20 protein-coding genes are annotated in these 20,777 nt (G+C 59.5%); 9 read left to right on the top strand and 11 right to left on the bottom strand.

The window, feature by feature from the left end; translation table 11 throughout:
• Window positions 1-372 precede the first annotated feature (372 nt).
• The 11 genes from LC334_RS02160 to LC334_RS02110 form a co-directional block, all read right to left on the bottom strand.
• On the bottom strand, window positions 373-603 hold the full coding sequence (locus LC334_RS02160; protein ID WP_085798570.1) for a hypothetical protein: 231 nt from the start codon (window positions 601-603) through the stop codon (window positions 373-375).
• A 12-nt stretch (window positions 604-615) separates the two neighbouring features.
• Window positions 616-2,055: an ammonium transporter gene (locus LC334_RS02155; protein WP_085798569.1), complete on the bottom strand. Its 1,440-nt coding sequence runs from the start codon at window positions 2,053-2,055 to the stop codon at window positions 616-618.
• A gap of 307 nt (window positions 2,056-2,362) precedes the next feature.
• The gene (locus LC334_RS02150; RefSeq protein WP_085798568.1) at window positions 2,363-3,640 is read right to left on the bottom strand and encodes an aspartate aminotransferase family protein; all 1,278 of its coding nucleotides are present in this window, start codon (window positions 3,638-3,640) and stop codon (window positions 2,363-2,365) included.
• A gap of 12 nt (window positions 3,641-3,652) precedes the next feature.
• Entirely contained in the window at window positions 3,653-4,756 is a 1,104-nt protein-coding gene (locus tag LC334_RS02145; protein ID WP_085798567.1) for a mandelate racemase/muconate lactonizing enzyme family protein, read from the bottom strand.
• A gap of 4 nt (window positions 4,757-4,760) precedes the next feature.
• Window positions 4,761-5,867: a mandelate racemase/muconate lactonizing enzyme family protein gene (locus LC334_RS02140; protein WP_085798566.1), complete on the bottom strand. Its 1,107-nt coding sequence runs from the start codon at window positions 5,865-5,867 to the stop codon at window positions 4,761-4,763.
• Entirely contained in the window at window positions 5,864-6,148 is a 285-nt protein-coding gene (locus LC334_RS02135) for a cupin domain-containing protein (protein ID WP_085798565.1), read from the bottom strand. The genes LC334_RS02140 and LC334_RS02135 overlap by 4 nt, the downstream gene beginning before the upstream one ends.
• On the bottom strand, window positions 6,145-7,257 hold the full coding sequence (locus LC334_RS02130) for a mandelate racemase/muconate lactonizing enzyme family protein (protein WP_085798564.1): 1,113 nt from the start codon (window positions 7,255-7,257) through the stop codon (window positions 6,145-6,147). The genes LC334_RS02135 and LC334_RS02130 overlap by 4 nt, the downstream gene beginning before the upstream one ends.
• Window positions 7,254-8,384: a mandelate racemase/muconate lactonizing enzyme family protein gene (locus tag LC334_RS02125; protein WP_085798563.1), complete on the bottom strand. Its 1,131-nt coding sequence runs from the start codon at window positions 8,382-8,384 to the stop codon at window positions 7,254-7,256. Before LC334_RS02125 ends, LC334_RS02130 begins: the two co-directional genes overlap by 4 nt.
• Complete coding sequence (locus LC334_RS02120; protein ID WP_085798562.1) at window positions 8,381-8,980, bottom strand: dimethylsulfonioproprionate lyase family protein; 600 nt, start codon at window positions 8,978-8,980, stop codon at window positions 8,381-8,383. The genes LC334_RS02125 and LC334_RS02120 overlap by 4 nt, the downstream gene beginning before the upstream one ends.
• Window positions 8,977-10,062 carry an alcohol dehydrogenase family protein gene (locus tag LC334_RS02115; protein ID WP_217809095.1) on the bottom strand — a complete coding sequence of 362 codons (1,086 nt, stop codon included), beginning with the start codon at window positions 10,060-10,062 and terminating at the stop codon, window positions 8,977-8,979. Before LC334_RS02115 ends, LC334_RS02120 begins: the two co-directional genes overlap by 4 nt.
• Window positions 10,059-12,521: an FAD-dependent oxidoreductase gene (locus LC334_RS02110; RefSeq protein ID WP_085798561.1), complete on the bottom strand. Its 2,463-nt coding sequence runs from the start codon at window positions 12,519-12,521 to the stop codon at window positions 10,059-10,061. Before LC334_RS02110 ends, LC334_RS02115 begins: the two co-directional genes overlap by 4 nt.
• A gap of 71 nt (window positions 12,522-12,592) precedes the next feature.
• On the opposite strand from LC334_RS02110, the gene LC334_RS02105 reads away from it, so the two are divergent.
• The 9 genes from LC334_RS02105 to LC334_RS02065 all read left to right on the top strand — a co-directional run bounded on the left by LC334_RS02105 (window position 12,593) and on the right by LC334_RS02065 (window position 20,649).
• Window positions 12,593-13,480, top strand: a complete 888-nt coding sequence (locus LC334_RS02105) for a MurR/RpiR family transcriptional regulator (protein ID WP_085798560.1) — start codon at window positions 12,593-12,595, stop codon at window positions 13,478-13,480.
• Window positions 13,477-14,559 (top strand): aromatic ring-hydroxylating oxygenase subunit alpha, encoded by a 1,083-nt coding sequence (locus LC334_RS02100; RefSeq protein WP_085798559.1) that lies wholly within the window; start codon window positions 13,477-13,479, stop codon window positions 14,557-14,559. The genes LC334_RS02105 and LC334_RS02100 overlap by 4 nt, the downstream gene beginning before the upstream one ends.
• Entirely contained in the window at window positions 14,549-15,202 is a 654-nt protein-coding gene (locus LC334_RS02095; RefSeq protein WP_085798558.1) for a DsbA family protein, read from the top strand. Before LC334_RS02100 ends, LC334_RS02095 begins: the two co-directional genes overlap by 11 nt.
• Window positions 15,196-16,014, top strand: coding sequence for an aspartate racemase/maleate isomerase family protein (locus LC334_RS02090; protein WP_139836269.1), 819 nt, complete (start codon window positions 15,196-15,198; stop codon window positions 16,012-16,014). The genes LC334_RS02095 and LC334_RS02090 overlap by 7 nt, the downstream gene beginning before the upstream one ends.
• A gap of 48 nt (window positions 16,015-16,062) precedes the next feature.
• Window positions 16,063-16,803 (top strand): sulfotransferase-like domain-containing protein, encoded by a 741-nt coding sequence (locus LC334_RS02085; RefSeq protein WP_085798557.1) that lies wholly within the window; start codon window positions 16,063-16,065, stop codon window positions 16,801-16,803.
• Window positions 16,804-16,864: 61 nt separating this feature from the next.
• A complete protein-coding gene (locus tag LC334_RS02080) occupies window positions 16,865-18,307 on the top strand; it encodes an aldehyde dehydrogenase family protein (protein ID WP_085798556.1) in 1,443 nt (480 codons plus the stop codon).
• Window positions 18,308-18,383: 76 nt separating this feature from the next.
• The gene (gene ppk2 / locus LC334_RS02075) at window positions 18,384-19,214 is read left to right on the top strand and encodes a polyphosphate kinase 2 (RefSeq protein ID WP_085798555.1); all 831 of its coding nucleotides are present in this window, start codon (window positions 18,384-18,386) and stop codon (window positions 19,212-19,214) included.
• Window positions 19,215-19,299: 85 nt separating this feature from the next.
• Window positions 19,300-19,689, top strand: coding sequence for a carboxymuconolactone decarboxylase family protein (locus LC334_RS02070; RefSeq protein ID WP_085798554.1), 390 nt, complete (start codon window positions 19,300-19,302; stop codon window positions 19,687-19,689).
• A gap of 126 nt (window positions 19,690-19,815) precedes the next feature.
• Window positions 19,816-20,649: a BKACE family enzyme gene (locus LC334_RS02065; protein ID WP_085798553.1), complete on the top strand. Its 834-nt coding sequence runs from the start codon at window positions 19,816-19,818 to the stop codon at window positions 20,647-20,649.
• Window positions 20,650-20,777: the final 128 nt, after the last annotated feature.

The raw sequence follows: 20,777 nt of genomic DNA, 5'->3' as shown, positions 1-20,777 counted from the left end.
CGAAGTGGAGTTTGGATATGCTCGACTGCTTGCGCAGTAGACGGGTCGTGTTGGCGGCCTTGATTGGCGAAGTCGAGATATAAAAAACGGACAAAGCCCAACGACAAACCTGACGTCCGCGTTGCTTTTTTTGGGGCCGCGACCGTTTGCGGCAGCTCTTTCCTCTTTGCTGAAATAGCGCTACGCGAGGTGCCGCTCTTTACCATTGCGATGCATCGGGTTTCTAGGCCGTACCCGCGCTGTTGTTGGTCGTCGGGTCATCCACTTTAGAGAATTCAGACCTCGTAATGGACTCGCCGCTTGGTTGAAGATCCACACGAAAAACGGCCCCCGCGTTTGCAGGGGCCGTTTGAGATCGGTCTGAGGATCGGCCTATTCGGCGGCTTCCTCGGCAAAGACCCTCGCTAATCGCTCGGGGCTCTTCGCGGCGGCCTCGTCAGCCTCCATCTCTTTCTTCTCGATACCGGCCTGCATGAAGTGGAAGGCCAGCCAGAAGAGGACGCAGACGATGAAGAGAATGAACTCCATCCCAACCATCGGGTAGATGGGACCGATCTGCGACAGGTCGGCTCCGGCCCAGGTTTCTACTTGTGTCGTTGACATATGTGGTCCTCCTTAACTTATCAGACCAAGGCGCTTGGCCTCGGCGATGTCAGCTTCAGAAATGGCAATTGCGTCAGCTTCTTCTGCCATCTCTTCACTCATGTCGAGACCAACCAGTTCGACCGCTGGCGGCACGCGCAGCATGCCCATGCCCGAAAGGATTTTCGAGACGATGAAGGCAGGCAGGAAGCCCAGAACACCGAACATGATGATCGCGCCCGCAAGCTGACCCCACGGGGTGATATGCGCTGCCGGATCATGATAGGCCGCTGTCGCCGGATGACCCCAAAGCATGAAGCCACAGATGATCAGGCCGATGAAACCGGCATAACCATGTACGGCAATCGCGCCAACAGGATCGTCGATCTTGAACTTGCGCTCGACCCAGAAGTGCAGCTTGTAGGCACAATATGCGCCAACCGCACCGATGAGCATGGCCTGATACGGATGGTAGAGGTCATTGCCTGCAGACGCGGTGATGACCCCGGCAAGACCAGCCGAATAGGTCCAGAATGCCTCGCCCCTGGACACGATGTAACCCATGATCAGACCGCCTGACAGAGACATCAGGAAGTTGAACACGATGGCCGAAAGCGTCGTCGGTGTGAGGTAGATGGTGGTCGCTGTGAAGTTCACTACGCCTTCGGCGCCGCCCAGAGTACCGTGATCGATGATCGGCACGTTGCAGGCGACATAAAAGCCCCAGAAGCCGCAATAGATCAGGAAGAGGCCGATGGTCACCAGCCACTTGTTATGCGGGTTGATGTTGCGCGGGGTGCCGTCGGGGGCGAACTTGCCGATCCGTGGCCCCAGCACACAAACCACACCAAGCGCAAAGCCACCGGCAATGGCATGGATCACACCCGATGCATAGGCATCGTGATAGCCCAACTGCGTGACCATCCAGCCATCGGGGTGCCAGCCCCAAGCAGCGTCAATGATCCAGGTGAACGAACCGATGACAACGGCCAGAATCCAGAAGGCCGAGGGGCGGATACGCTCAATAGTGGCGCCCGAGACGATCGAGGCCGCTGTCCATGAGAACAGCAGGAAGGCTGCCCAGAACACACCGTTGATGCGGGCCCAGAAGCTGTTACCCAGCTCGACCCCATAGCCCATCACCGGATCCTGGCTGGCGATGCCGGGTCCGCCCAGATGGGTACCCATCAGTTCGCCCCATGGAACCGCGTTGTCGGATTGGGTGAGGCCACCGGTGATGCCCGGTCCATTGGGGAAGGCGAAGTAGATCCACCATCCGAAGAAGAAGAAGGTCACGGTCACCAGCGGGATGAGCATGGTGTTTTTCATCAGCGTGTGAACGTGGTTTTTGTGGCGGGTTGCCCCAACCTCATACATGCAGAAGCCTACATGGATCAGGAACATGAGCGGTACAGTCACCCAGTAATAGAACTCGGTGAAAATCACCGTCAAAGCACCGATATCGGTATCCATTCAGTTGTCCTCCCGTTTGGACAGTTGCTTTTTTGCGGGGCTCTTTTTGCGCGTGGCCCCTTCGTTTTGGTTTAGTATTGGTCCATCAGTGGTTCGGATGGTACACCAATGTTACCACTAACTCGACTCTTTTCATTGCAAAAGAGCCGTGTCGCAAACAGGTTAGCATGCGTCGTGTTTCCTGTCAGGTAAAATTTATTCCTGAAAACCCGCACTATATGTGGTATCTATGCTTTAGGGTAGGTATATACCTGCCGTGATTCCACGGTCTGCCCCCGCACCCTTCACAGATCACCCTGGCCTGATTCTAGCTGGCGATGGCCAGGGCCGCGCGTTGGTATGCGGTTCGGGTTTGGGTCAGATCCTCATCACTTAGGGCGAGGCAGGGATAGGTCTTGCCGGCCGATTTAAAAAGCCCTTCCTGCCGCAATATCGTGTTGAAACGCGCGGTGCGCGCCATGTCCGAGTGCAGCACGTCGCGGTAGTTTGTCACGCCGTTGTCGGTAAACACGATTTCGAAAAGCGTGCGGTCGCCGACGATCCGATGCGGGATGGCATGGGCATCGAGCGCCTCGGTCGCCATGGCCATGATCTGCTGACCCAACCCGCGAAGCCGGTCATATTGGCCGTCCCGGCGCAGGATTTCCATCGTCTTTAGGCCCGCAACGGCCGCCACCGGATTGCCCGACAGGGTGCCCAGCTGCATCAGCCAATTATCGGCACCCACCGCTGCCTTGTCGAAATGCGCCATGATGTCGGTGCGCCCGGCGATGGCTGCCAGCGGGAACCCCCCGCCGATGATCTTGCCCAGGGTACAGATGTCGGGGGCGACACCGTAAAGCTCCTGCGCGCCGCCATAGGAAAATCGGAAACCGGTGACGACTTCATCGTAGATCAGCACGATGCCGTATTTGTCGGCCTCGTCGCGCAGAAGCTGCAGGAAACCGGGGGCGGGCGGGATGATGCGCTGCAGCGGCTCGACGATGATGCCCGCTACCTGATCGCCCCATTCAGCGAGCAATGAGCGGATGTAGTCAGGATCGTTGAATGGCGCGATCAGCATTTCGGCGGCCACTGATTGCGGGATACCGGCGCTGTCGGGCACCGCTTGCGGAAAATTGGCCAGCCGCGTGGGCGCGAGGCTCATCTGCGCCTCCGCGGACATGCCGTGGTAGCCGCCTTCGAATTTCACGATCTTGTCGCGGCCGGTAAAGGCGCGCGCCAGCCGGATAGCGTACATATCAGCCTCGCCGCCCGAGGAGACGTAGCGAATCTGCTCGGCGCAGGGTACGGCGCGGCAAATCTCCTCGGCCAGCTCAATCGCGGGTGCGTTGTTGGCGAAGAACGTCATGCCGCGGGGCAGTTGTTCGAACACAGCCTCCTGCACCTCGGGGTGGCCGTGGCCTAATAGCATCGGGCCCGAGCCGATCAGGTAGTCGATATATTCGTTGCCATCCTCGTCCCAGACGCGGGCGCCTTTACCCTCGCGGATGAAAATGCCGGGGTCGAAGTTGCCGAGGCCACCTGCGGGGAGAACCTCCTGCGCGCGGGCGATCCATTCGTCCTGGGTACGGGTCTTGAGCATGGCTGTTACCTCCTAGTCGAGAACCAGATCAGGTTGTCTGAGGATATCCGGATCAGGGGTGATGCCGAGGCCGGGGCCGTCGGGTGGGGCAATGCGGCCAATTTGCCGGGTGGGGCAATCGGGCGCAAGGTGAGGTGTAACGTAATGGTTGAGATCACAGGTATTCATCAAACCACGCGCCGGGGTCGCGGCGGCCAGATGCAGGATTGCGGCGGTGACGATATCGCTGCCCCAGGTGCACTCGACGCACATCTGCGTGCCGAGCGTCAGGCAGAGATCGCGGGCGCGTCTGGTTGCGGAAAGCCCGCCGAATTTCGACAGTTTCAGGGCGACTGCATCCATGCAGCCTTTGGCGTGGCCCTCAAGCAGCGTGGGGATGTCAAAAGCGTTTTCATCAAGTTTCACCGGCAGGCCCGTCGCGGCGCGCACGGCAGCGCATTCGTCGATCGTGGCGCAGGGCTGTTCAAGCATCACATCCAGGTGCGCCACGGCACGGCCCACGCGGGTTGCGGTCAATCTGTCCGCGCCGCAGTTCCAGTCGCCATAGACCAGCGGGCCGGGCCCTAGGGCTTCGCGCACTTTTGTCAGGCGAGCGACATCGGCCTGCCAGTCATCATCTGCACCCAGCTTGACCTGAAACTGGCGCATGCCCTGTACCTGAGCGTCTTTGGCCATGCGTGCCATCTCGTCCGGGGTGACGCAGGTGATCGAATGATAAAGCGGCATGTCCGCCACTGCGCGCCCGCCGAGCAAGGTGTAGAGTGGGAGATTGGCTGCTTTACCGGTCAGATCCCATAGCGCGATGTCGAGAGCGGATTTGGCATAAACGTGACCTTGCAGATGATGATCCAGCCGCTCCATCAGCGTTTCGGGGCCCACGGGATCGGCGCCCAGCAACACCGGCGCCATCTCGGTGATCGCCGGGATGACCCCTTGGGCGTAGGCGGGCAGGTAATGCGGGATCGAACAAACCTCGCCCCAGCCTTGCAGGCCGGTATTGGTGTCGAGCCGGACGATGACCGAGATGGTCTCGTCGCAGGTTTTGCCGTCGGCCATGTAATAGGTCTCATGCGCGGTCAGTAGCACCTGCCAGAGGGATATGCGGGTCAGTTTCATGGCGCTACTCGTAGATTGCGACGGGTTTGCCCAGAAGATCAGGGTCTGGTGCAACGCCTAGCCCCGGTGTTTCATCCACATGGAGGTGACCGTTGACGTTGCGGCTGCCGCGATCGAGAGCGATGTCGACGGACAGCATGTCTTGGCAGGACCAGGTGCCAAGGCGAAACTCTGCAGGGATGCTCTGGGCGATATGGGCGGCTTCGGTATCGGCGAGGACAGTGCCGCCAGTGGCCATGACATAGCACTGAATGCCGTGCGCCAGTGCCAGGTCGCGAATGCGCCGTGCCTTGGAGGGGCCACCGACACGGTTGACCTTTATGTTGACGACCTCGGCGATGTTTTCGCGGGCGATGCGGGCCATGTCCTGCAACGTGTCGAGCCGTTCGTCCACGCTGATCGGGCAGGTGGTCCGTGCCCGGATTGCGGCGATATCATCCAGCGTTTCGCCGGGCTGTTCCACGGTCACGCCCAGATCGGCCACGGCGTTCATCACGATCATCGCCTCGCGGCGGGTCCAGGCGCGGTTGACGTCGTAAAGGATGCGTTCGTCCGGCAGTCGGTGAGCTTCAAGATGGCGGATGCGTTCAATGTCCAACTCGGTATTCGCGCCGACCTTGACGGAATGCACGCAGTAGCCCCTGGCCCGGTAGGATTCGATATTGTCGAGCATGGCCTCGGGCGTGTCAGTCGAGATTGACGAGGCGATGGGCGTGGGATCGTCGAAACGCCCGCCCAGCATGTCGGCCATCGGCAATCCGGCGGCCTGCCCCGCGATATCCCAGCAGGCCATGTCGATGGGTGCCTTGGCGTAGAGATGCCCGGGCAGTTCCAGATCCATCGCGCGTTCCACATGGCCGGTCTGGCGGGGATCAAGCCCGAGGATGGCGGGCGCCATCGTTTTGATCGCGGCGCGGATGCCGGGGCCATGAGCGGGCAGGTAGGTATGGCCCCATGGGCAGCCCTCGCCCCAGCCGCTGATCCCGTCATCGGTGTCGATACGGACGAACGTGCTGTCGAGTACATCAAACCGTAAGCGGCCACCCGAAAGCCAGTAGGGTTCCGTCAGTGGCAGATCGAGTTGCCAGACAGTGAGCCGCGTGATCTTCATTTCAATTCGACCTCGACAAAGGACATCGGCGCGTCGCCTGCGTTGATCACATTATGCTCGACACCCTCGTTGCGGCGATAGGCGGTGCCCGCCGGGATGATAACGTCACTGGTTTCGCCCCCCGGCAGTTCGAGGCGCATGTTGCATTCGGTGAGTGTGGTGATCACATAGTCGAAACCGTGGGTGTGCCAGCCGGTTTCCTGGCCGGGTTCAAAATCAAAACGGGTGACACGGGTGCGGGCGTCGTCGATCAACTGGGTGGCGGTGCAGGCGTTGGTCATGGGGTCTCTCCGTAGCTGGTGATCGCAGGGCCGAGGCTATCCCAATCGGGCGTTACGCCAAGCCCCGGCATGTCACTGGCATAGAGTTTTCCCGAACTGGTCTTAGGGCCGCCAATGCCGGTATTGCGGGTGTTGTAATTCATCAGATCGGTAGAATTAATTAGGTATTCCTCTGGCGTGGAGGCGGCGAAATGAGCGACGGCAGCAGAGGTGATCTGTCCGCCCCAGGTATCCTCGGACACGACCGGAATGCGGTTTTCGACCAGAAAGTCGCGCACGCGACGGGCTTTTGAAAGGCCGCCGAGATTGGATATCTTGAGGCAGCAGATCTCGGCGCCGCGATCCTGTACGATGCGTTGAGCAGCGTGAAGGCCGGTCACGCATTCATCAAGTTTCATTGGCTGGGTAGCGACGCGGCGGACTTGGCAACATTCCTCATAGGTCTTGCAAGGTTGTTCGAGGACATAATCGAGATCAGCGGTGGCGCGGGCCACACGAATGGCATCGTCGACACGCCAGCCCTGATTGGCGTCGGCCATGGCTTTTTCTCCCGGTTGCAGTAGCGGGACGGTAGTGCGGATACGCTCGATATCTGAGGCCCAGTCGCCGCCCACCTTGATCTGGAACTGGCGGTAGCCGCTGGCGCGGTGGCGATCCATCTCGGTCACGGTTTCCGGAATCGACCGTTGCGGGGCAACCCGGTACATCGGCGCGCCATCGGTTAGTTTGCCACCCAGCAACATCCAGACTGGCTGGCCGGTGGCCTGGCCCAGAATATCCCAGCAGGCCGCATCAAACGGTGCCTTGGCATAGCCGTGGCCCTGCACGAGGGCGTCCATCAATCGTTCGATACGGGCCACTTGCCGCGGGTCTTCTCCAATGAGATGCGGGGCGACAAGGCGAGCCAGGGCCTCGACCCCTTCAGAATGGGCCACCATGTAGTTTTCACCGCAAGGGGTGAATTCACCACAGCCCTGCAGACCGACATCCGTGTCGATCACCACAACCGCGGCCTTCGCAACAGAAATCGCGTTGCCAGCGCCCCAGACATAAGCGCCATCGACGTACGGCAGGTCGGTTTTGAAAACGCGGATGCGGGTGATTTTCATGGATCACCCCAGTAGCTTGCGATCGGCTCCCCCAAGCAGGTCAGGTCCGGCGTGATGCCCAGACCAGGGAAGCTGGGGGCTTCAGCGCCTCCGTTGACGATCGGCGCATCGAGTGTCGCGATGCTGATATCCACCATGGCGCGCGGATCGAGAGCGCAGCGCAGCAGTCTGCGCGGCGTGGACTGTGCGATGTGCAGGATCGTGGCGCAGGAGATTTCGCTGCCGACAGTATCCTGGATCGACATCACCATGCCAGCAGCAGCCGCGATGTTGCGCTGGCGGATCATCGGGGTGATGCCGCCCTGTTTTGAGACCTTTAGACCCACGCCATCGCATGTGTCGTGGTCGATTGCTTGGATCAGGTCGGCCTCGGACTGGATCAACTCGTCGATCAGAAGCGGTAAGGAACAGCGCGCGCGGAGAGACTGGGTTTCGCGCCACGTCGCACAAGGCGCTTCGAGCACGAAATCCAGGCCATCGGGCAAAAGCGCCAGCATTCTGAGGGCATGTTCCGGGGAAAGGCCATTATTGGCATCCGCCAGGTACCACTCGCCAGGCTGGCGATCTGCCAGGCAGGCGCGGATTCGTTCGGCGTCGAGGGCCGGACCGCCTTGGGCTTCGGACGCGCCGATCTTGATCGAATGTCCCATGAAACCTTGATTGCGGTGGGCGACGACCTTGGCGCGCATTGCCTCGGGCGTGTCACCGCCGATCGAAGAGATCACCGGCACGGACCCGGAGACGCGCCCGCCCAGCATGTCGCAGAGCGGCAGACCCGCCGCCTGTGCGGCGATGTCCCAGCAAGCCACGTCGAGCGCGGTACGGGCATCCCGGTGGCCGCTCAGTGTGGATTGCATCCGCTCCCAGATCCGGTCGTACTGGCGCGGATCCATGCCGATCAGCGCGGGTGCCAGCAGCTCAATCGCCGCGCGGGTGCCGGTCGCATGAGCCGCGACATAGGTTGCGCCAAAAGGCGTGCTTTCGCCCCAGCCGATGCGCCCGCAATCGGTGGTGATGCGCGCGATTGTGCAGTCAAAACTGGTATATTCGCGTTCGCCCGACAGGCGGTAGACGCCGCCTTTAACCGGAAGATCGACCTGGAAAACCTCTATCTGCGCGATCTTCATGACAGTTCTTTGTCTGAAGTCAGAACCGGGGGGACGTCGAATTGATTTCGCCATATCACATAGGCCAGTACCGCACCGCCTTCTGTTTCCATGGCGTGGGGCTGATTGCTTTGATGCTGCGAAACCTGGCCCGCGCTCAGAACCTCGGGCGTTTCGTCTTGGCGGAAAAACCGGGCGCTGCCGGCGATCACCATATACATTTCTTCCGCAGGGTGATGGTGCCAGGTGTAGTGCAGGTTGGGTGGCATATAGACCATCCAGGCGCGCATGGTTTCGCTGATGAATGGTGCCTCGGGTCCGATCACGCAATAGCAGCCAAACCGGTCCATGAAGTCCTGCCCGATGTTCGTGCCCTTGTAGGTTTCACGCCAATGGGCATAGGGCGCGGCCTCCCGCAGGGCGCTGAAAAACGTCGAATAAGGCGTATCGCCAAAGCAGGGTTCATTGGTGAAAAGCTCGGCAGCGGGGATGTCGAAGGGCGCAACCGGCTGCGCAGTAATGTCTTCCGGGAACGGGCAGAATTCCGAGAGCTGCGCGTGGTCTTGATGGGTCTCACGCGCCGCGTCCAGAAGCGTATCCCAGACGGCGCGCGTCACGGCAGGACCACGATGTTGCCGGTATGGCGTTTTTCGATGAACGCGGCCTGTGCCTCTCGCAGGTCTTTCAAAGGATAGGTCGCGGCCAGCATCGGCTTGATCTCGCCGCGTTCGATATAGCTCACCACGTCGCGGAACACATGCTGGGGCAGGATGGTCGAGCCGCTGAAGGTCAGATCGCGCAGATAGAAGGTGCGCAGATCCAGCTCGACCATGGGGCCGGCGATGGCGCCGGAGCAGACATAGCGCCCGCCGCGTTCAAGGATGTCGATCAGCGTCGGCCAATAGTCGCCCCCGACGATATCGGCGACAACAGTGATCTTCTCATCTCCCAGAGCGGTGCGCAGGTTCGCAGGCGCGCGGGGCAATATCCTGTCCGGACCGGAGAGTGACACATCCGCATGTTTCGACTCTGACGCCAGCGCAATGACTCTCGCGCCCCGGCGTTTGGCCAGTTGAATAAGCGCGCCGCCCACACCCCCGGACGCGCCGGTGATCAGAACCGTGTCGTCCGCGCCAACGTTGGTGCGCACCAGCATACCCTCGGCGGTAGTGTAACTGCACTGAAACGTGGCCAGTTCGGCATCGCTGAGGTCGCTTTCTACCACAGCCACGTCGCGCCGATCGGCACTGACATATTGCGCATAACCGCCATCACGCTCGGAGCCGAAATAACCGGTCTTGTCCATGTTGTCCGGATCGGACCAGTCGCGCTGCCAGCCATCGATCATCACCCGCTTGTCCAAAAGGCTCTGGTCGGCATTGGCCCCGACCGCCACAACACGCCCGACCGGGTCCGCCCCCTGAATGCGCGGGAAGGTCAAAGGTCTGCCGCCCCAGGTCGGATCATGGTCATCGGCCGCTGCGAACGCCCCGCCGGTGGTCGCATCTTCGACAGCTTTGGAATACCAGCCCGAGCGGGTGTTGACGTCAGTGTTGTTCAACCCGCAGGCGCCGACCCGGATCAGCACGTCATCCGCGCCAACCTCGGGCATCGGCCAGTCTTCGTGCCATTCATAAGCATCCAGATCGCCATGGCCGGTCAGCACCATCGCCTGCATTGTCTTGGGAAGTTCTGTCATCCGTCCGTCCTTGGTCTGTGGCTTTCGGGGTCATAGGCGGGGGCGGTCAGGATGCGCCCTTTGCGCGGCTCACCCGCGATCACCACGTCGATTTCCGTGCCTGCCACGTTGGCGTGGGGTCTGACATAAGCAAAGGCCAGGATCTTGCCGATTGTATGCCCATAGGCGACAGAAGCTGTCGATCCGACGACCTTGCCAGCCAGCAATACCGCTTCTCCGCCGTGGCCGTCGTTGATACCGTCGGGCTCAATCTCAAGATAGGAACAGACCCACGGCATCATACCGTCCTCGGCCTGCGCGGCGCTTTTGCGGGTTGCCTCGACCCCCAGATACTCCTTGTCGAGCCGGGCGAAACGCATCACATCAGCTTCGGGCAGCGTGACCTCATTGGTCAATTCGCCCGCACCCTTGAACATCTTTTCCATCCTCAGGGTATTCATTGCGAATGATCCGGTGTCGGTCAAACCATGCGCCACGCCCGCTTGGCAAAGTGCCGTGTAGACCGGCGCCAGATGCGCCATCGGCATGTGCATTTCCCAGCCCAGTTCACCGGCGTAAGACATACGCATCGCCTGCACCGATTGTCCCGCCAAGGCGATGTCCTGCGAGGTCAACCACGGGAAGGCGGCGTTGGACAGGTCCGTTTCGGTCAGTTGGCGCAGGATGTCACGTGCGTTCGGGCCCTGTAGCGCCAGCGCGCCGTACTCAGACGACTGGTTGTGCAGGGTTACGTCTGAGCCTTCAGGAATATGCCGGGTGAGCCAGTCCATGACCCGCTGCTCAAAGAAGGCGGCGCAGGTGAGGTAGAACCAATTCTCCGCCAGTCGGACGATTGTAACCTCAGCCTCAATACGTCCTCTGTGATTGAGCAGGTGGGTCAGGATGATGCGGCCGTCCTTGGACGGCAGGCGATTGGCAACCATCCCATCTAGGAAGGTTGCCGCATCCGCGCCTGCAATCTCGATCTTGGCGAAGGAGGAGATGTCCATGACCCCCGCCGTCTCGCGGATGGCGCGGCATTCCCCGGCCACGATGTCATGCACCGACGTGCGGCGAAAGGAATAATGGTCGCGCTGTTCTACGTCGTCGCGGGCAAACCAGCGGGGTCGCTCCCAGCCATAGACCTCTTCATGCACCGCACCCTTGTCCTTGAGCGTTTCATAGATGCCTGACGTCTTGATCGGGCGCCCTGCGAGGCGGTTGAAATGCGGAAAGGGAATTTCGTGCCGCAGGCAATAGTCTTCTTTTGCCTTAATTACTTGCCAGTCTTTCTTCGCGTATCTTCCAAAGCGGCGCGGGTCATAGTCGCGCATCGAAATATCGGCCGTGCCATGCACCATCCAGCGCGCCAGTTCGCGGGTCAGGCCGGGGCCCCAGCCGATGCCGATCTGGGTACCGCAGCAGCACCAGTAATTGCGCACACCCGGTGCCGGGCCGATCAGCGGGTTGCCATCCGGCGGGTGGCTGATCGCGCCATGCACTTCGCGGGTAATGCCAAGCTCGGCAAAGATCGGCATCCGGCTCATCGCGTTTTCCAGCCAGGGCATGATGCGGTCGTAATCAGCAGCAAAAAGCTCGTTCTCGGCCTCCCAGGGGCAGTGATCCTCCCAGACGGTGTTGGGGTTTTCTTTCTCGTAGATGCCGATGAGTCCGCGCTGCTGCTCCATCCGGATGTAACCAGACACCAGCCTGTCATCACGTATCACTGGAAGTTCACGCTCCAAATTTTTGAATTCAGGAACATTTTCGGTAACAAAATAATGATGCGTCATTGAGGTCATCGGCAATTGCAGACCGGACCATTCGCCCATCTGCCGGGCATAGGTGCCGCCTGCATTGACCACGTGTTCGCAGGTGATCGTGCCCTCATCGGTCTCGACATGCCACTCGCCGGTCGGGGCCTGCGTTATGTTCGTCGCCCGGCAACGGCGGATGACCCGTACGCCCAGTTTCCGCGCCCCGGCAGCCATCGCCATGGTCACGCCTGAGGGGTCCACATGGCCGTCATCGGGCGTGTGAAGCGCGCCCAGCACACCGTCGAGATTGTAGAACGGATGCAGTTCGGCAATCCGGTCTTTGCCCACCAGCTCGATGTTGAACCCCAGCGAGCGTCCGACGGAAAGTGTATGCCGCAGCCAGTCCATCTCGTCCGTCGTATAGGCCAGCCGGAATGATCCGCAGCCATGCCAGGTCACCGCCTGTCCGGTCTCGGCCTTCAGCCCTCCGGCATAAAGCCCGATATTGTAATCGACGCATTTGCCCAGGCCGAAGGAACTGGTCGAATGGGTGATCTGCCCCGCCGCATGCCAGGTCGACCCGCTGGTCAGCTCTGCCTTTTCCAACAGCACCACCTCCGGTCCCCAGCCCTCATGCGCAAGGTGATAAGCCAGCCCCACCCCCATGACGCCACCGCCGACGATGACTACGCGGGCGCTGCTGGGGAATGGTGTGTCGGACATGTCGAATTTCCTGTGATCCGAGTCGAATTTTTCCTCGACAGGCTAATCGCACATATGTACCATCGTCAATCATGAATGATACAAATGTACAATCAACCGTGCTGGAGCGCCTGACCGAAGAGTGGTCGGCGCTGACGCCCGAGGCACAGAAGGCCGCGCGCTACGTGTTGGAGAACCCGCGCGATGTGGGCGTGTCGACCGTGCGCGAAATTGCCGAGGCGGCCCGCGTCAAGCCCAACACCTTCGTGCGCATGGCCCGGCAGGTGGGGTTCGAAGGTTACGATGATTTCCGCGAACCCTTCCGCGAGGCGATCAGGCGCGGGCAGGTCAGTTACCCGGACCGGGTGCGATGGCTACAGGAAGTGCGCCGCTCGGGTGATCTGGGCGGGCTCTACGCTGATCAGGTCGCCGCCGCGATCAGCAATATCGAGGAAACCTTCGCCGGGATCAGTGCCGAGGCATTGAAATCGGCGGCGGACGCCATCTGGAACTGCCGGCAGGTCTTTGTGATGGGGGTGGGCGTCAACAACGCCAATGCCCGCAACTTCACCTATCTCGCCTCGACCGGCATGACCCGGTTCCACACCATCCCGCGCGCCGGGTCGGTGGCGACGGACGATCTGGCCTGGGCCGACAATCGCGATGTGCTGATCGCCATCACCTGCAACCCCTATAGATCCGAGGTGATCGACGCGGTGCGCATCGCGCGCGAACAGGGGGTCAAGGTGGTCGCCATCTCCGACAGCCCCGTCAGCCCGATCATCCTCGGCGCGCAGCACGGCTTTGTCGTCGCCGCCGACACACCGCAGTTCTTTCCATCCTCGGTCTCGACCATTGCCCTGCTCGAAACACTGCTCAGTTTCGTCATTGCCGTCTCCAGCGAGGAAATCGTCGAACGGGTCGAGACATTTCACAAGCGCCGCCACCAGTTGGGCATCTATCAGGAGGAGCCTCGATGAGCGCACCCATCCGTTCGCTCGATGCGCGCTACTATACCGACCCGGCAGTGTTCGAGGCCGAGCGCGCCGGTCTGCTGGCCTGCACATGGCAATTCGCCGGCCATGCCAGCCTGCTTGAAAAGCCGGGCGACTATTTCACCGTCGATCTGGGCGGCGAAAGCCTGTTTTGCGTGCGTGGCCGCGACGGTGAGGTCCGCACCTTCTACAATGTCTGCCAGCACCGCGCCCATCAGCTTGTGCAGGGCAGCGGGAGCACCCGCGTCGTGGTCTGCCCCTATCACGCCTGGACCTATGAGCTGACCGGAGAATTACGCGCGGGGCCGAACATCAACGCGGTCGAAGGTTTTGATAAATCAGGCATTTGCCTCACATCAGTGCGTACGGAAATCTTCCTCGGCTTTATCTTCGTCAATCTTGATCCTGATGCGGACCCGATGGACACATGGTTCCCGAATGCCCGTGCCGAACTGGAAGATTTTGTGCCCAACTGGGCCGATCTCAGGCCGCTGGAATGGGTCGAAATACCGGAACACTGTAACTGGAAGGTCTCGGTCGAGAACTATTCGGAATGCTATCATTGCAGTCTCAACCACCCGACCTTCTCCACCGGGGTGATCAAGCCTGAAACCTACGATATCCAGCCGCAGGGCTATTGCCTGCGTCACACCACCGATTGCAATGCTCTGGACCAGATGACTTACGACATCAACTCCGGGTTCGCCCATAATGAGGAATATTCAAGCTGGTTCCTCTGGCCGATGTTCAGCTTCCAAGTCTATCCTGGCAATCTGCTCAACACCTATCACTGGCGTGCGGTTGACGCCGATCACGTGGTAGTCTGGCGTGGCTGGTATTCGGTGGGTGGTGAAGAGAATGAGACCGTCCGCCAGATGGCGGTACAGGATCGTGCCACCACGGTCGAGGAGGATATCCACCTGGTCGAATCCGTCCAACGCGGTTTGAAATCAAGAGGTTACAAACCCGGCCCGCTGGTGCTCGACCCAAAATGCGGAGTGAATTCCGAACACTCGGTGATGCATCTGCAACGTTGGATGCGGGAGGCGGTGGATGGCAGATGAGGCCGCACAGGTCGAGGTTTTTTATTCGCTGCAAAGCGATTACTGCTACTTCCTGCTCGACCGGCTGATCGGACTGCGGGAGAGGCGGGTTCGTGTTGTCATCCGCCCGGTTCTGGGCGGCGTGATCAGACTGCCGGAACGCTACAAAAATCGCGACAGGCTGGAGCATCGCTACTTTGAAACCGATACCGCGCGCACGGCCGCCTATCTGGATTTACCCTACGCGTACCCCGATCCGTCGCCCATTTCTTTTAAGCCCGAATCGCTCTGGCTGGCAGAAGAAAATCAGCCGCTGAATGAATATCTCTATCGCCTCTATGTCGGATCCGAACGCGCGGGCAAAGCACTGGAATTTCTCGATAAAGTGGGCCGTATGTTGTGGGACGGATCGGTCGCCAACTGGGATAAGGGTGATCATCTGGCCACGGCAATGTCGGCTGCCGGGCTGGACCTGGAGGTGGTATCGGACGCCACCTCCTGGAAGGATGCAGAGGCCGATCTGGGGGCCAATGCGCAGGCCATGCTGGCATCAGGTCATTGGGGCGTGCCGCTGATGATCTACGACCATGAGCCCTTTTATGGCCAGGACAGGTACGACCAGCTGGTCTGGCGGATGCGAAGCAAAGGAGATTTGCCATGTTGATGCCAGAGGAATGGCGGCCAGAGCACAAGCTCTTTCCGCATCAGGTGGGTTTCACCTGCCCACCATTTGATTATTGCGCCGGGCCAACGGATTTTCTGCGTATGGCGCCGGAAACCGTGGGCGTGCATGGCTGGATGCTGCATGTGCCGGACTATGCGCACGGTCTCGATCAGCGAAAGCAGAATTTCGGCATGATGGAGGATTTCGTGCATTGCATGGCCCGCAATGGCGTCGACGCGGCGGGGCAGGTGGGCTCGAATTGGGTGCATGCCAGCGGTCTGGGCGTCGAAGGCATCCGCCAGCATTGCGAAAACCTGTCCGAAAAATACGGAGTACGCTTCCATATGGCAGGCTACGCAATGGTCGAGGCGCTGCGGGCGATGAACGTCGAAAAAGTCGCGCTCAACGCTGCCTATCACTGGCCGGAATGGTGGCAAGGCACGGTCGACTTTCTGAAAGAGGCCGGGTTTGACGTGCTGTGGGCGGGAAATTTCCACGATCAGGGCTGGTTTGACAGTCAGGAAGAGGTCAATGATCACCGCTGGGTGTTCGAGGGCGATCTGGCGCTGAAGAGCTTTGAATATGTGGCCGAGCGGGCACCCGAGGCAGATGCCTATCTAATCAATGGCATGTGCAATTTCCGATCTGGCTCGGACGGCGTGCCGCAACGCCCTCTACAACTGACCCGGATGCTCGAAGACAAGCTGGACAAGCCCGTGATCGGCCATGACACCGCGCTTTATTGGCGCATCTTCAAGTCGCTTGGTCTCGCGCCAACCTCATCGCAGGGCCGATTGCTGGACAGTCTTTGACTAACCCGCCGCTTCATCTTTCCTAATATACTCCCGCCGGAGGCAAACATGCATAAGATCATCGCTCTTTGGGCAGTTCCCCGCTCTACCTCGACCGCGTTTGAATGGATGATGCGCCAGCGCGGCGATCTGGATTGCCTGCACGAACCCTTCGGCGAGGCGTGGTATCAGGGTGAGGAGCCGCTTTGGCACCGGTTCAATCCCGGTGATGTTACGACGCCTGGGCTGACACTGGAAAGCGTCTGGCAGGGTATCCAGGATCGCGCCGCGAAAGGCCCAGTCTTTCTCAAAGATTTTCCGCATTACATCAATCATATGTGGGATGATGACTTTCTTTCGCATTTCACCCACGCCTTCCTGATCCGTGACCCGGCCAAGACCATCACATCGATGCACCACAAGTGGCCAGATTTCCACGAGGGCGAAGTGGGCTTTCCTGAACAGCGCGCGCTCTTTGACCTGCTTTGGGCGCTGAACGGCGCAGCCCCGCCGGTGATCGACAGTGATGATCTGCTGGAAAACCCCCATGATCTGACCCGCGCTTTCTGCGGCGCCGTGGACATCCCGTTTATTGCAGACGCGCTTAGCTGGGAGCCGGGCGGGGATCCGTCGGCGCATAGCTGGTGGGATGGCGGATCGTTCCACGCCAATCTGGCGAATTCGACCGGCCTTAAACCGCAGAAGCGAAAATATGTGTCTCTCGAAGAAACGCCGGCCCGGGTCCAACAGGTTTACCGACGCATGAAGCCCCATTATGACCGGCTTCATAAGTGGCGACTTAAAGCCTGAGATCGTTGGATAGAGCGAGGCCGGTATCGATTTTCGAAATCCAGCCTGAAACCGAGGAAAAATGAAGGACTATTTTCAGAACTACATCAACGGCGAATGGGTAGATGGCGATGCAGGGCGCGTTGACGTGATCAACCCCGGCACCGGCGAGAAACTGGCCGAACACGCGCTGGCGGATGAGGCGGATGTGGATCGTGCGGTGCAGGCGGCCAAACGCGTACATCTTTCGGGCGTTCTGACTGCGATGCGGCCCATCGAGCGTGGACGGATGGTGCAGGCGATGGGACGCCATCTGATTGACCGAATTGACGAAATAGCACCTCTCTTATGCCTTGAACAGGGCAAGCCCTTGTGGGAAGCCGAACGGGAAGTACGCGGCGCAGCGCTTTATTTTGAATATTATGGCAATCAGGCCTCGACGGTTGAGGGTCGCTCGATTCCGCTGGGCGATGGTTTCTTCGATTTCACCCATAACGAGCCCTATGGCGTGTCAGCCCAGATCATCCCGTGGAACTACCCGCTTGAAATGACCGCGCGATCGCTCTCCGCCGGGCTAACCACGGGAAATGCCTGTGTAATCAAAACACCCGAGCTGACACCTTGCTCCAATTGGGTTTTTGCCGATGCCGCACAGGCTGTGGGTTGGCCTCCGGGGGCGGTTAATATCCTCTGTGGCTGGGGCCATCAGGCGGGTGCTGCGCTGAGCGAACATCGAGACGTCAATCAGATTGTCTTTACCGGTTCTGTCAAAACCGGCATTGCCATTGCCACTGCGGCGGCCGCCAACGTGGTGCATTGTGTGTTGGAGCTTGGCGGCAAATCCGCAGCAGTCGTGCATGACGATGCCGATCTGGATGCGTTTGAGAGTGACATTCGCTGGGGAATTTACCTCAATGCCGGGCAGGTGTGCTCGGCGATGAGCCGGGTGATTGCACATGAATCGTGCCATGACGAAGTGGTTGAACGAGCTGTTAACATTGCGAAATCTCTGTCGGTCGGGCCGGGAATAGACCGTGCTGAACCCGGTGCGAATATGGGTGCGATGGTGTCCGAAGCGCAACGCGACCGCGCGGCCGGCATGGTTGTCGAGGCTGAGGCCCAAGGCGCCAGGGTAGTCACGGGCGGGCGCAAGATGAACATCCCCGGTGCGTTTCTGGAACCCACGGTTCTGACCGATGTGACACCTGAAATGACCATTGCGCAGGAGGAGGTGTTCGGCCCGGTTCTGTCGGTGATGACATTCCGTGACGAGGCTGATGCGATCCGGATCGCCAACGGTACGCAATACGGTCTGGTGGGCGGCGTCTTTACCCGCGACCTCGATCGTGCCACCCGCGCCGCACGACAGATGCGCGCCGGACAGGTCTTTGTGAACCAGTGGTTTGCGGGTGGCGTAGAGACACCCTTTGGCGGTTACGGCAAGTCGGGCTATGGCCGCGAGAAAGGGCGCGAGGCGTTGTGGAATTACGTGCAAACAAAAAATGTCGCTATTTCGTTGCGCTAAACGCTTTCTTGCGTGAACGGTCCGATCTGGTGTTCAATCCCCGGATCACGCGCTGAAAATATGGGGAGGGGTGACGATGACAGAGGAATTTTCCGAAGAAACGCACACGAAAACAAAGAAAATCTCGAATAAGAAATACAATGCCGCCATGGCCGATATGCAGGTTGAACTGGTCAAGCTGCAGGAATGGGTCAAGCAGGAGGGGCTGCGGGTCGCGGTGATCTTCGAGGGGCGCGATGCTGCTGGAAAGGGCGGGACGATCAAGCGCCTGACCCAATCTCTGAGCCCGCGGGTGGCAAGGATAGTTGCCTTGCCAGCCCCGACTGAGCGTGAGAAGACCCAATGGTATTTCCAGCGCTACCTCACGCATTTGCCAGCTGCCGGAGAAATCGTGATTTTTGACCGGTCCTGGTATAATCGGGCAGGGGTAGAACGGGTGATGGGGTTCTGCACTGACGATGAATATGAAGAGTTCTTCACCTCGGTTGTGGAGCTGGAACGAATGTTGGTGCGATCGGGTATTGTCCTGATCAAATACTGGTTCTCCGTCAGTGACTCCGAGCAGGAAAAGCGGTTCCAATCGCGACTGACCGACCCGCTGAAACGGTGGAAATTGTCTCCGATGGATTTGGAATCGCGCAAGAAATGGGTCGATTATTCCAAGGCCAAGGACGAAATGATGGCCCGATCGGACATCCCCGAGGCGCGCTGGCATGTGGTGAACGCGGATGTGAAAAAACACGCGCGGCTAAACTGCATAGCGCATTTTCTCACGCAGATACCCTATAAGGATACGACGCCCCAGCATATCGAATTCGATGAGCGCCCAGAGCATCCCGAGTATGAACGCCCACCGTTTTCAACACAGAACATCGTGCCCGAGCCGTTTACACCGTCGGCAAAATAGTTTTTTGTTTCATAGCATTAGATGTGATTACAGCAACACCTTGCGGGTGAGGCTGCCGCGAATATCAACAAGGAAAGGCACAAGAATGAGTACATTTGACGAAGATCTGTTTTTGAAAGGTCTTGAGCAGCGCAAAGCCACTTTAGGCGCTGAATATGTCGAAAAGAACCTGGCTGCGGCGGATGAATTCACGCGCCCCTTTCAGGAAGCGATGACCGCCTGGTGCTGGGGGTTCGGTTGGGGGGATGATGTGATCGAACCAAAGACGCGCAGTATGATGAACCTCACCATGCTTGGCGCATTGGGCAAGATGCATGAATGGGAAATCCACTGTCGCGGAGCCATCACCAATGGCGTCAGCGTCGAGGAAATCCGCGCCATCGTGCATGTTGTCGCAATCTATTGTGGCGTGCCGCAGGGTATCGAATGCTTTCGCTCGGCTCGCAAGGTATTGGACGAGCAGGGGTTACTCTGATTTCTTCTTTGCCATTGAAATTTTGCGCGCGCAGTCGATGCGCCGCTCGAACTCCAGCGCCTCGGATGGCTACTTCGTCCGCCAATCCGCGATAGGAGCCGCGCGTTTGCTGTGCTAGTCTGAGATATGGCCACTCCCTGCATCATCTGTGTCGCGATTACCGGGTCGGTCCCGACCAAGGCTGATAACCCGGCGGTACCGGTCACGGTCGAAGAGCAGATTGAAAGCACCCATGCGGCTTTTGAAGCGGGCGCGTCTATTGCGCATTGTCATGTCCGTGACGATGATGGCTTGCCCTGTTCTGACCCTGATCGGTTCTCGCGTCTGGGCGAAGGCATTCGAAAGCATTGCCCCGGGATGATCATCCAGTATTCCACTGGTGGACGCTCGGGGGCCGGGGCAGAGCGGGGCGGCATGCTGTCGCTCAGGCCGGATATGGCTTCGCTTTCGGTCGGATCGAACAATTTTCCGACCCGGGTTTATGAAAATCCGCCTGATCTTGTTCAATGGCTGGCGACAGAGATGCACAGGTTTCATGTTACCCCCGAGATCGAAGCGTTCGATCTGAGCCATATTCTGCATGCCATTCGGCTGCACCGGGAAGGTGTCCTTTATGGCAGGCTTTATGTGCAGTTCGTGATGGGGGTGAAGAACGCTATGCCTGCCGATCGCGACGTGTTTGATTTCTATGTTCGGATCATGAAGGAACGCGCCGCTGAAGCGCAATGGTGTGCGGCCGGGGTCGGTCCGAACCAGATCGTGGTCAATGAGTGGTCGATTGCAGCCGGCGGCCATACCCGAACCGGGCTTGAAGATAATATCCGGCTAGACCGCAACACACTGGCGCCGTCCAATGCAGCATTAGTCGCGCGCTGCGCTGCATTATGCGAAAAATACGAGCGACCGGTAGCAACGGTGGACCAGGCACGGGCAATCCTGGGGCTGTCGGCGACCGATTAGATGGAATCGGCAACGCCCATAGCGATTCTCTGGCGCAAGCCTGGTGTGTGGCGAAACCGCAACGTTAAAACCTTTGCTGAGCGCAAAATCAAAACGTGACCACGGTGCCACGGTGAGTCAGGTCACCG

Origin of the sequence: Roseovarius aestuarii, assembly GCF_019966515.1 — a bacterium.
GTDB lineage: Bacteria > Pseudomonadota > Alphaproteobacteria > Rhodobacterales > Rhodobacteraceae > Roseovarius > Roseovarius aestuarii.
Note: the sequence above shows the minus strand (reverse complement) of the source record. Positions and strands in the feature narration are given on the sequence as shown.

Excerpts from the sequence above, each read along its gene's own strand:
- LC334_RS02130 (WP_085798564.1), bottom strand. The coding sequence starts at position 7,257 with ATGAAAATCACCCGCATCCGCGTTTTCAAAACCGACCTGCCGTACGTC.
- LC334_RS02125 (WP_085798563.1), bottom strand. The coding sequence starts at position 8,384 with ATGAAGATCGCGCAGATAGAGGTTTTCCAGGTCGATCTTCCGGTTAAA.
- LC334_RS02085 (WP_085798557.1), top strand. The coding sequence starts at position 16,063 with ATGCATAAGATCATCGCTCTTTGGGCAGTTCCCCGCTCTACCTCGACC.
- LC334_RS02155 (WP_085798569.1), bottom strand. The coding sequence starts at position 2,055 with ATGGATACCGATATCGGTGCTTTGACGGTGATTTTCACCGAGTTCTAT.
- LC334_RS02110 (WP_085798561.1), bottom strand. The coding sequence starts at position 12,521 with ATGTCCGACACACCATTCCCCAGCAGCGCCCGCGTAGTCATCGTCGGC.
- LC334_RS02115 (WP_217809095.1), bottom strand. The coding sequence starts at position 10,062 with ATGACAGAACTTCCCAAGACAATGCAGGCGATGGTGCTGACCGGCCAT.
- LC334_RS02160 (WP_085798570.1), bottom strand. The coding sequence starts at position 603 with ATGTCAACGACACAAGTAGAAACCTGGGCCGGAGCCGACCTGTCGCAG.
- LC334_RS02080 (WP_085798556.1), top strand. The coding sequence starts at position 16,865 with ATGAAGGACTATTTTCAGAACTACATCAACGGCGAATGGGTAGATGGC.
- LC334_RS02090 (WP_139836269.1), top strand. The coding sequence starts at position 15,196 with ATGTTGATGCCAGAGGAATGGCGGCCAGAGCACAAGCTCTTTCCGCAT.
- LC334_RS02105 (WP_085798560.1), top strand. The coding sequence starts at position 12,593 with ATGAATGATACAAATGTACAATCAACCGTGCTGGAGCGCCTGACCGAA.
- LC334_RS02140 (WP_085798566.1), bottom strand. The coding sequence starts at position 5,867 with ATGAAGATCACGCGGCTCACTGTCTGGCAACTCGATCTGCCACTGACG.
- ppk2 (WP_085798555.1), top strand. The coding sequence starts at position 18,384 with ATGACAGAGGAATTTTCCGAAGAAACGCACACGAAAACAAAGAAAATC.
- LC334_RS02150 (WP_085798568.1), bottom strand. The coding sequence starts at position 3,640 with ATGCTCAAGACCCGTACCCAGGACGAATGGATCGCCCGCGCGCAGGAG.
- LC334_RS02095 (WP_085798558.1), top strand. The coding sequence starts at position 14,549 with ATGGCAGATGAGGCCGCACAGGTCGAGGTTTTTTATTCGCTGCAAAGC.
- LC334_RS02135 (WP_085798565.1), bottom strand. The coding sequence starts at position 6,148 with ATGACCAACGCCTGCACCGCCACCCAGTTGATCGACGACGCCCGCACC.
- LC334_RS02065 (WP_085798553.1), top strand. The coding sequence starts at position 19,816 with ATGGCCACTCCCTGCATCATCTGTGTCGCGATTACCGGGTCGGTCCCG.
- LC334_RS02070 (WP_085798554.1), top strand. The coding sequence starts at position 19,300 with ATGAGTACATTTGACGAAGATCTGTTTTTGAAAGGTCTTGAGCAGCGC.
- LC334_RS02145 (WP_085798567.1), bottom strand. The coding sequence starts at position 4,756 with ATGAAACTGACCCGCATATCCCTCTGGCAGGTGCTACTGACCGCGCAT.
- LC334_RS02100 (WP_085798559.1), top strand. The coding sequence starts at position 13,477 with ATGAGCGCACCCATCCGTTCGCTCGATGCGCGCTACTATACCGACCCG.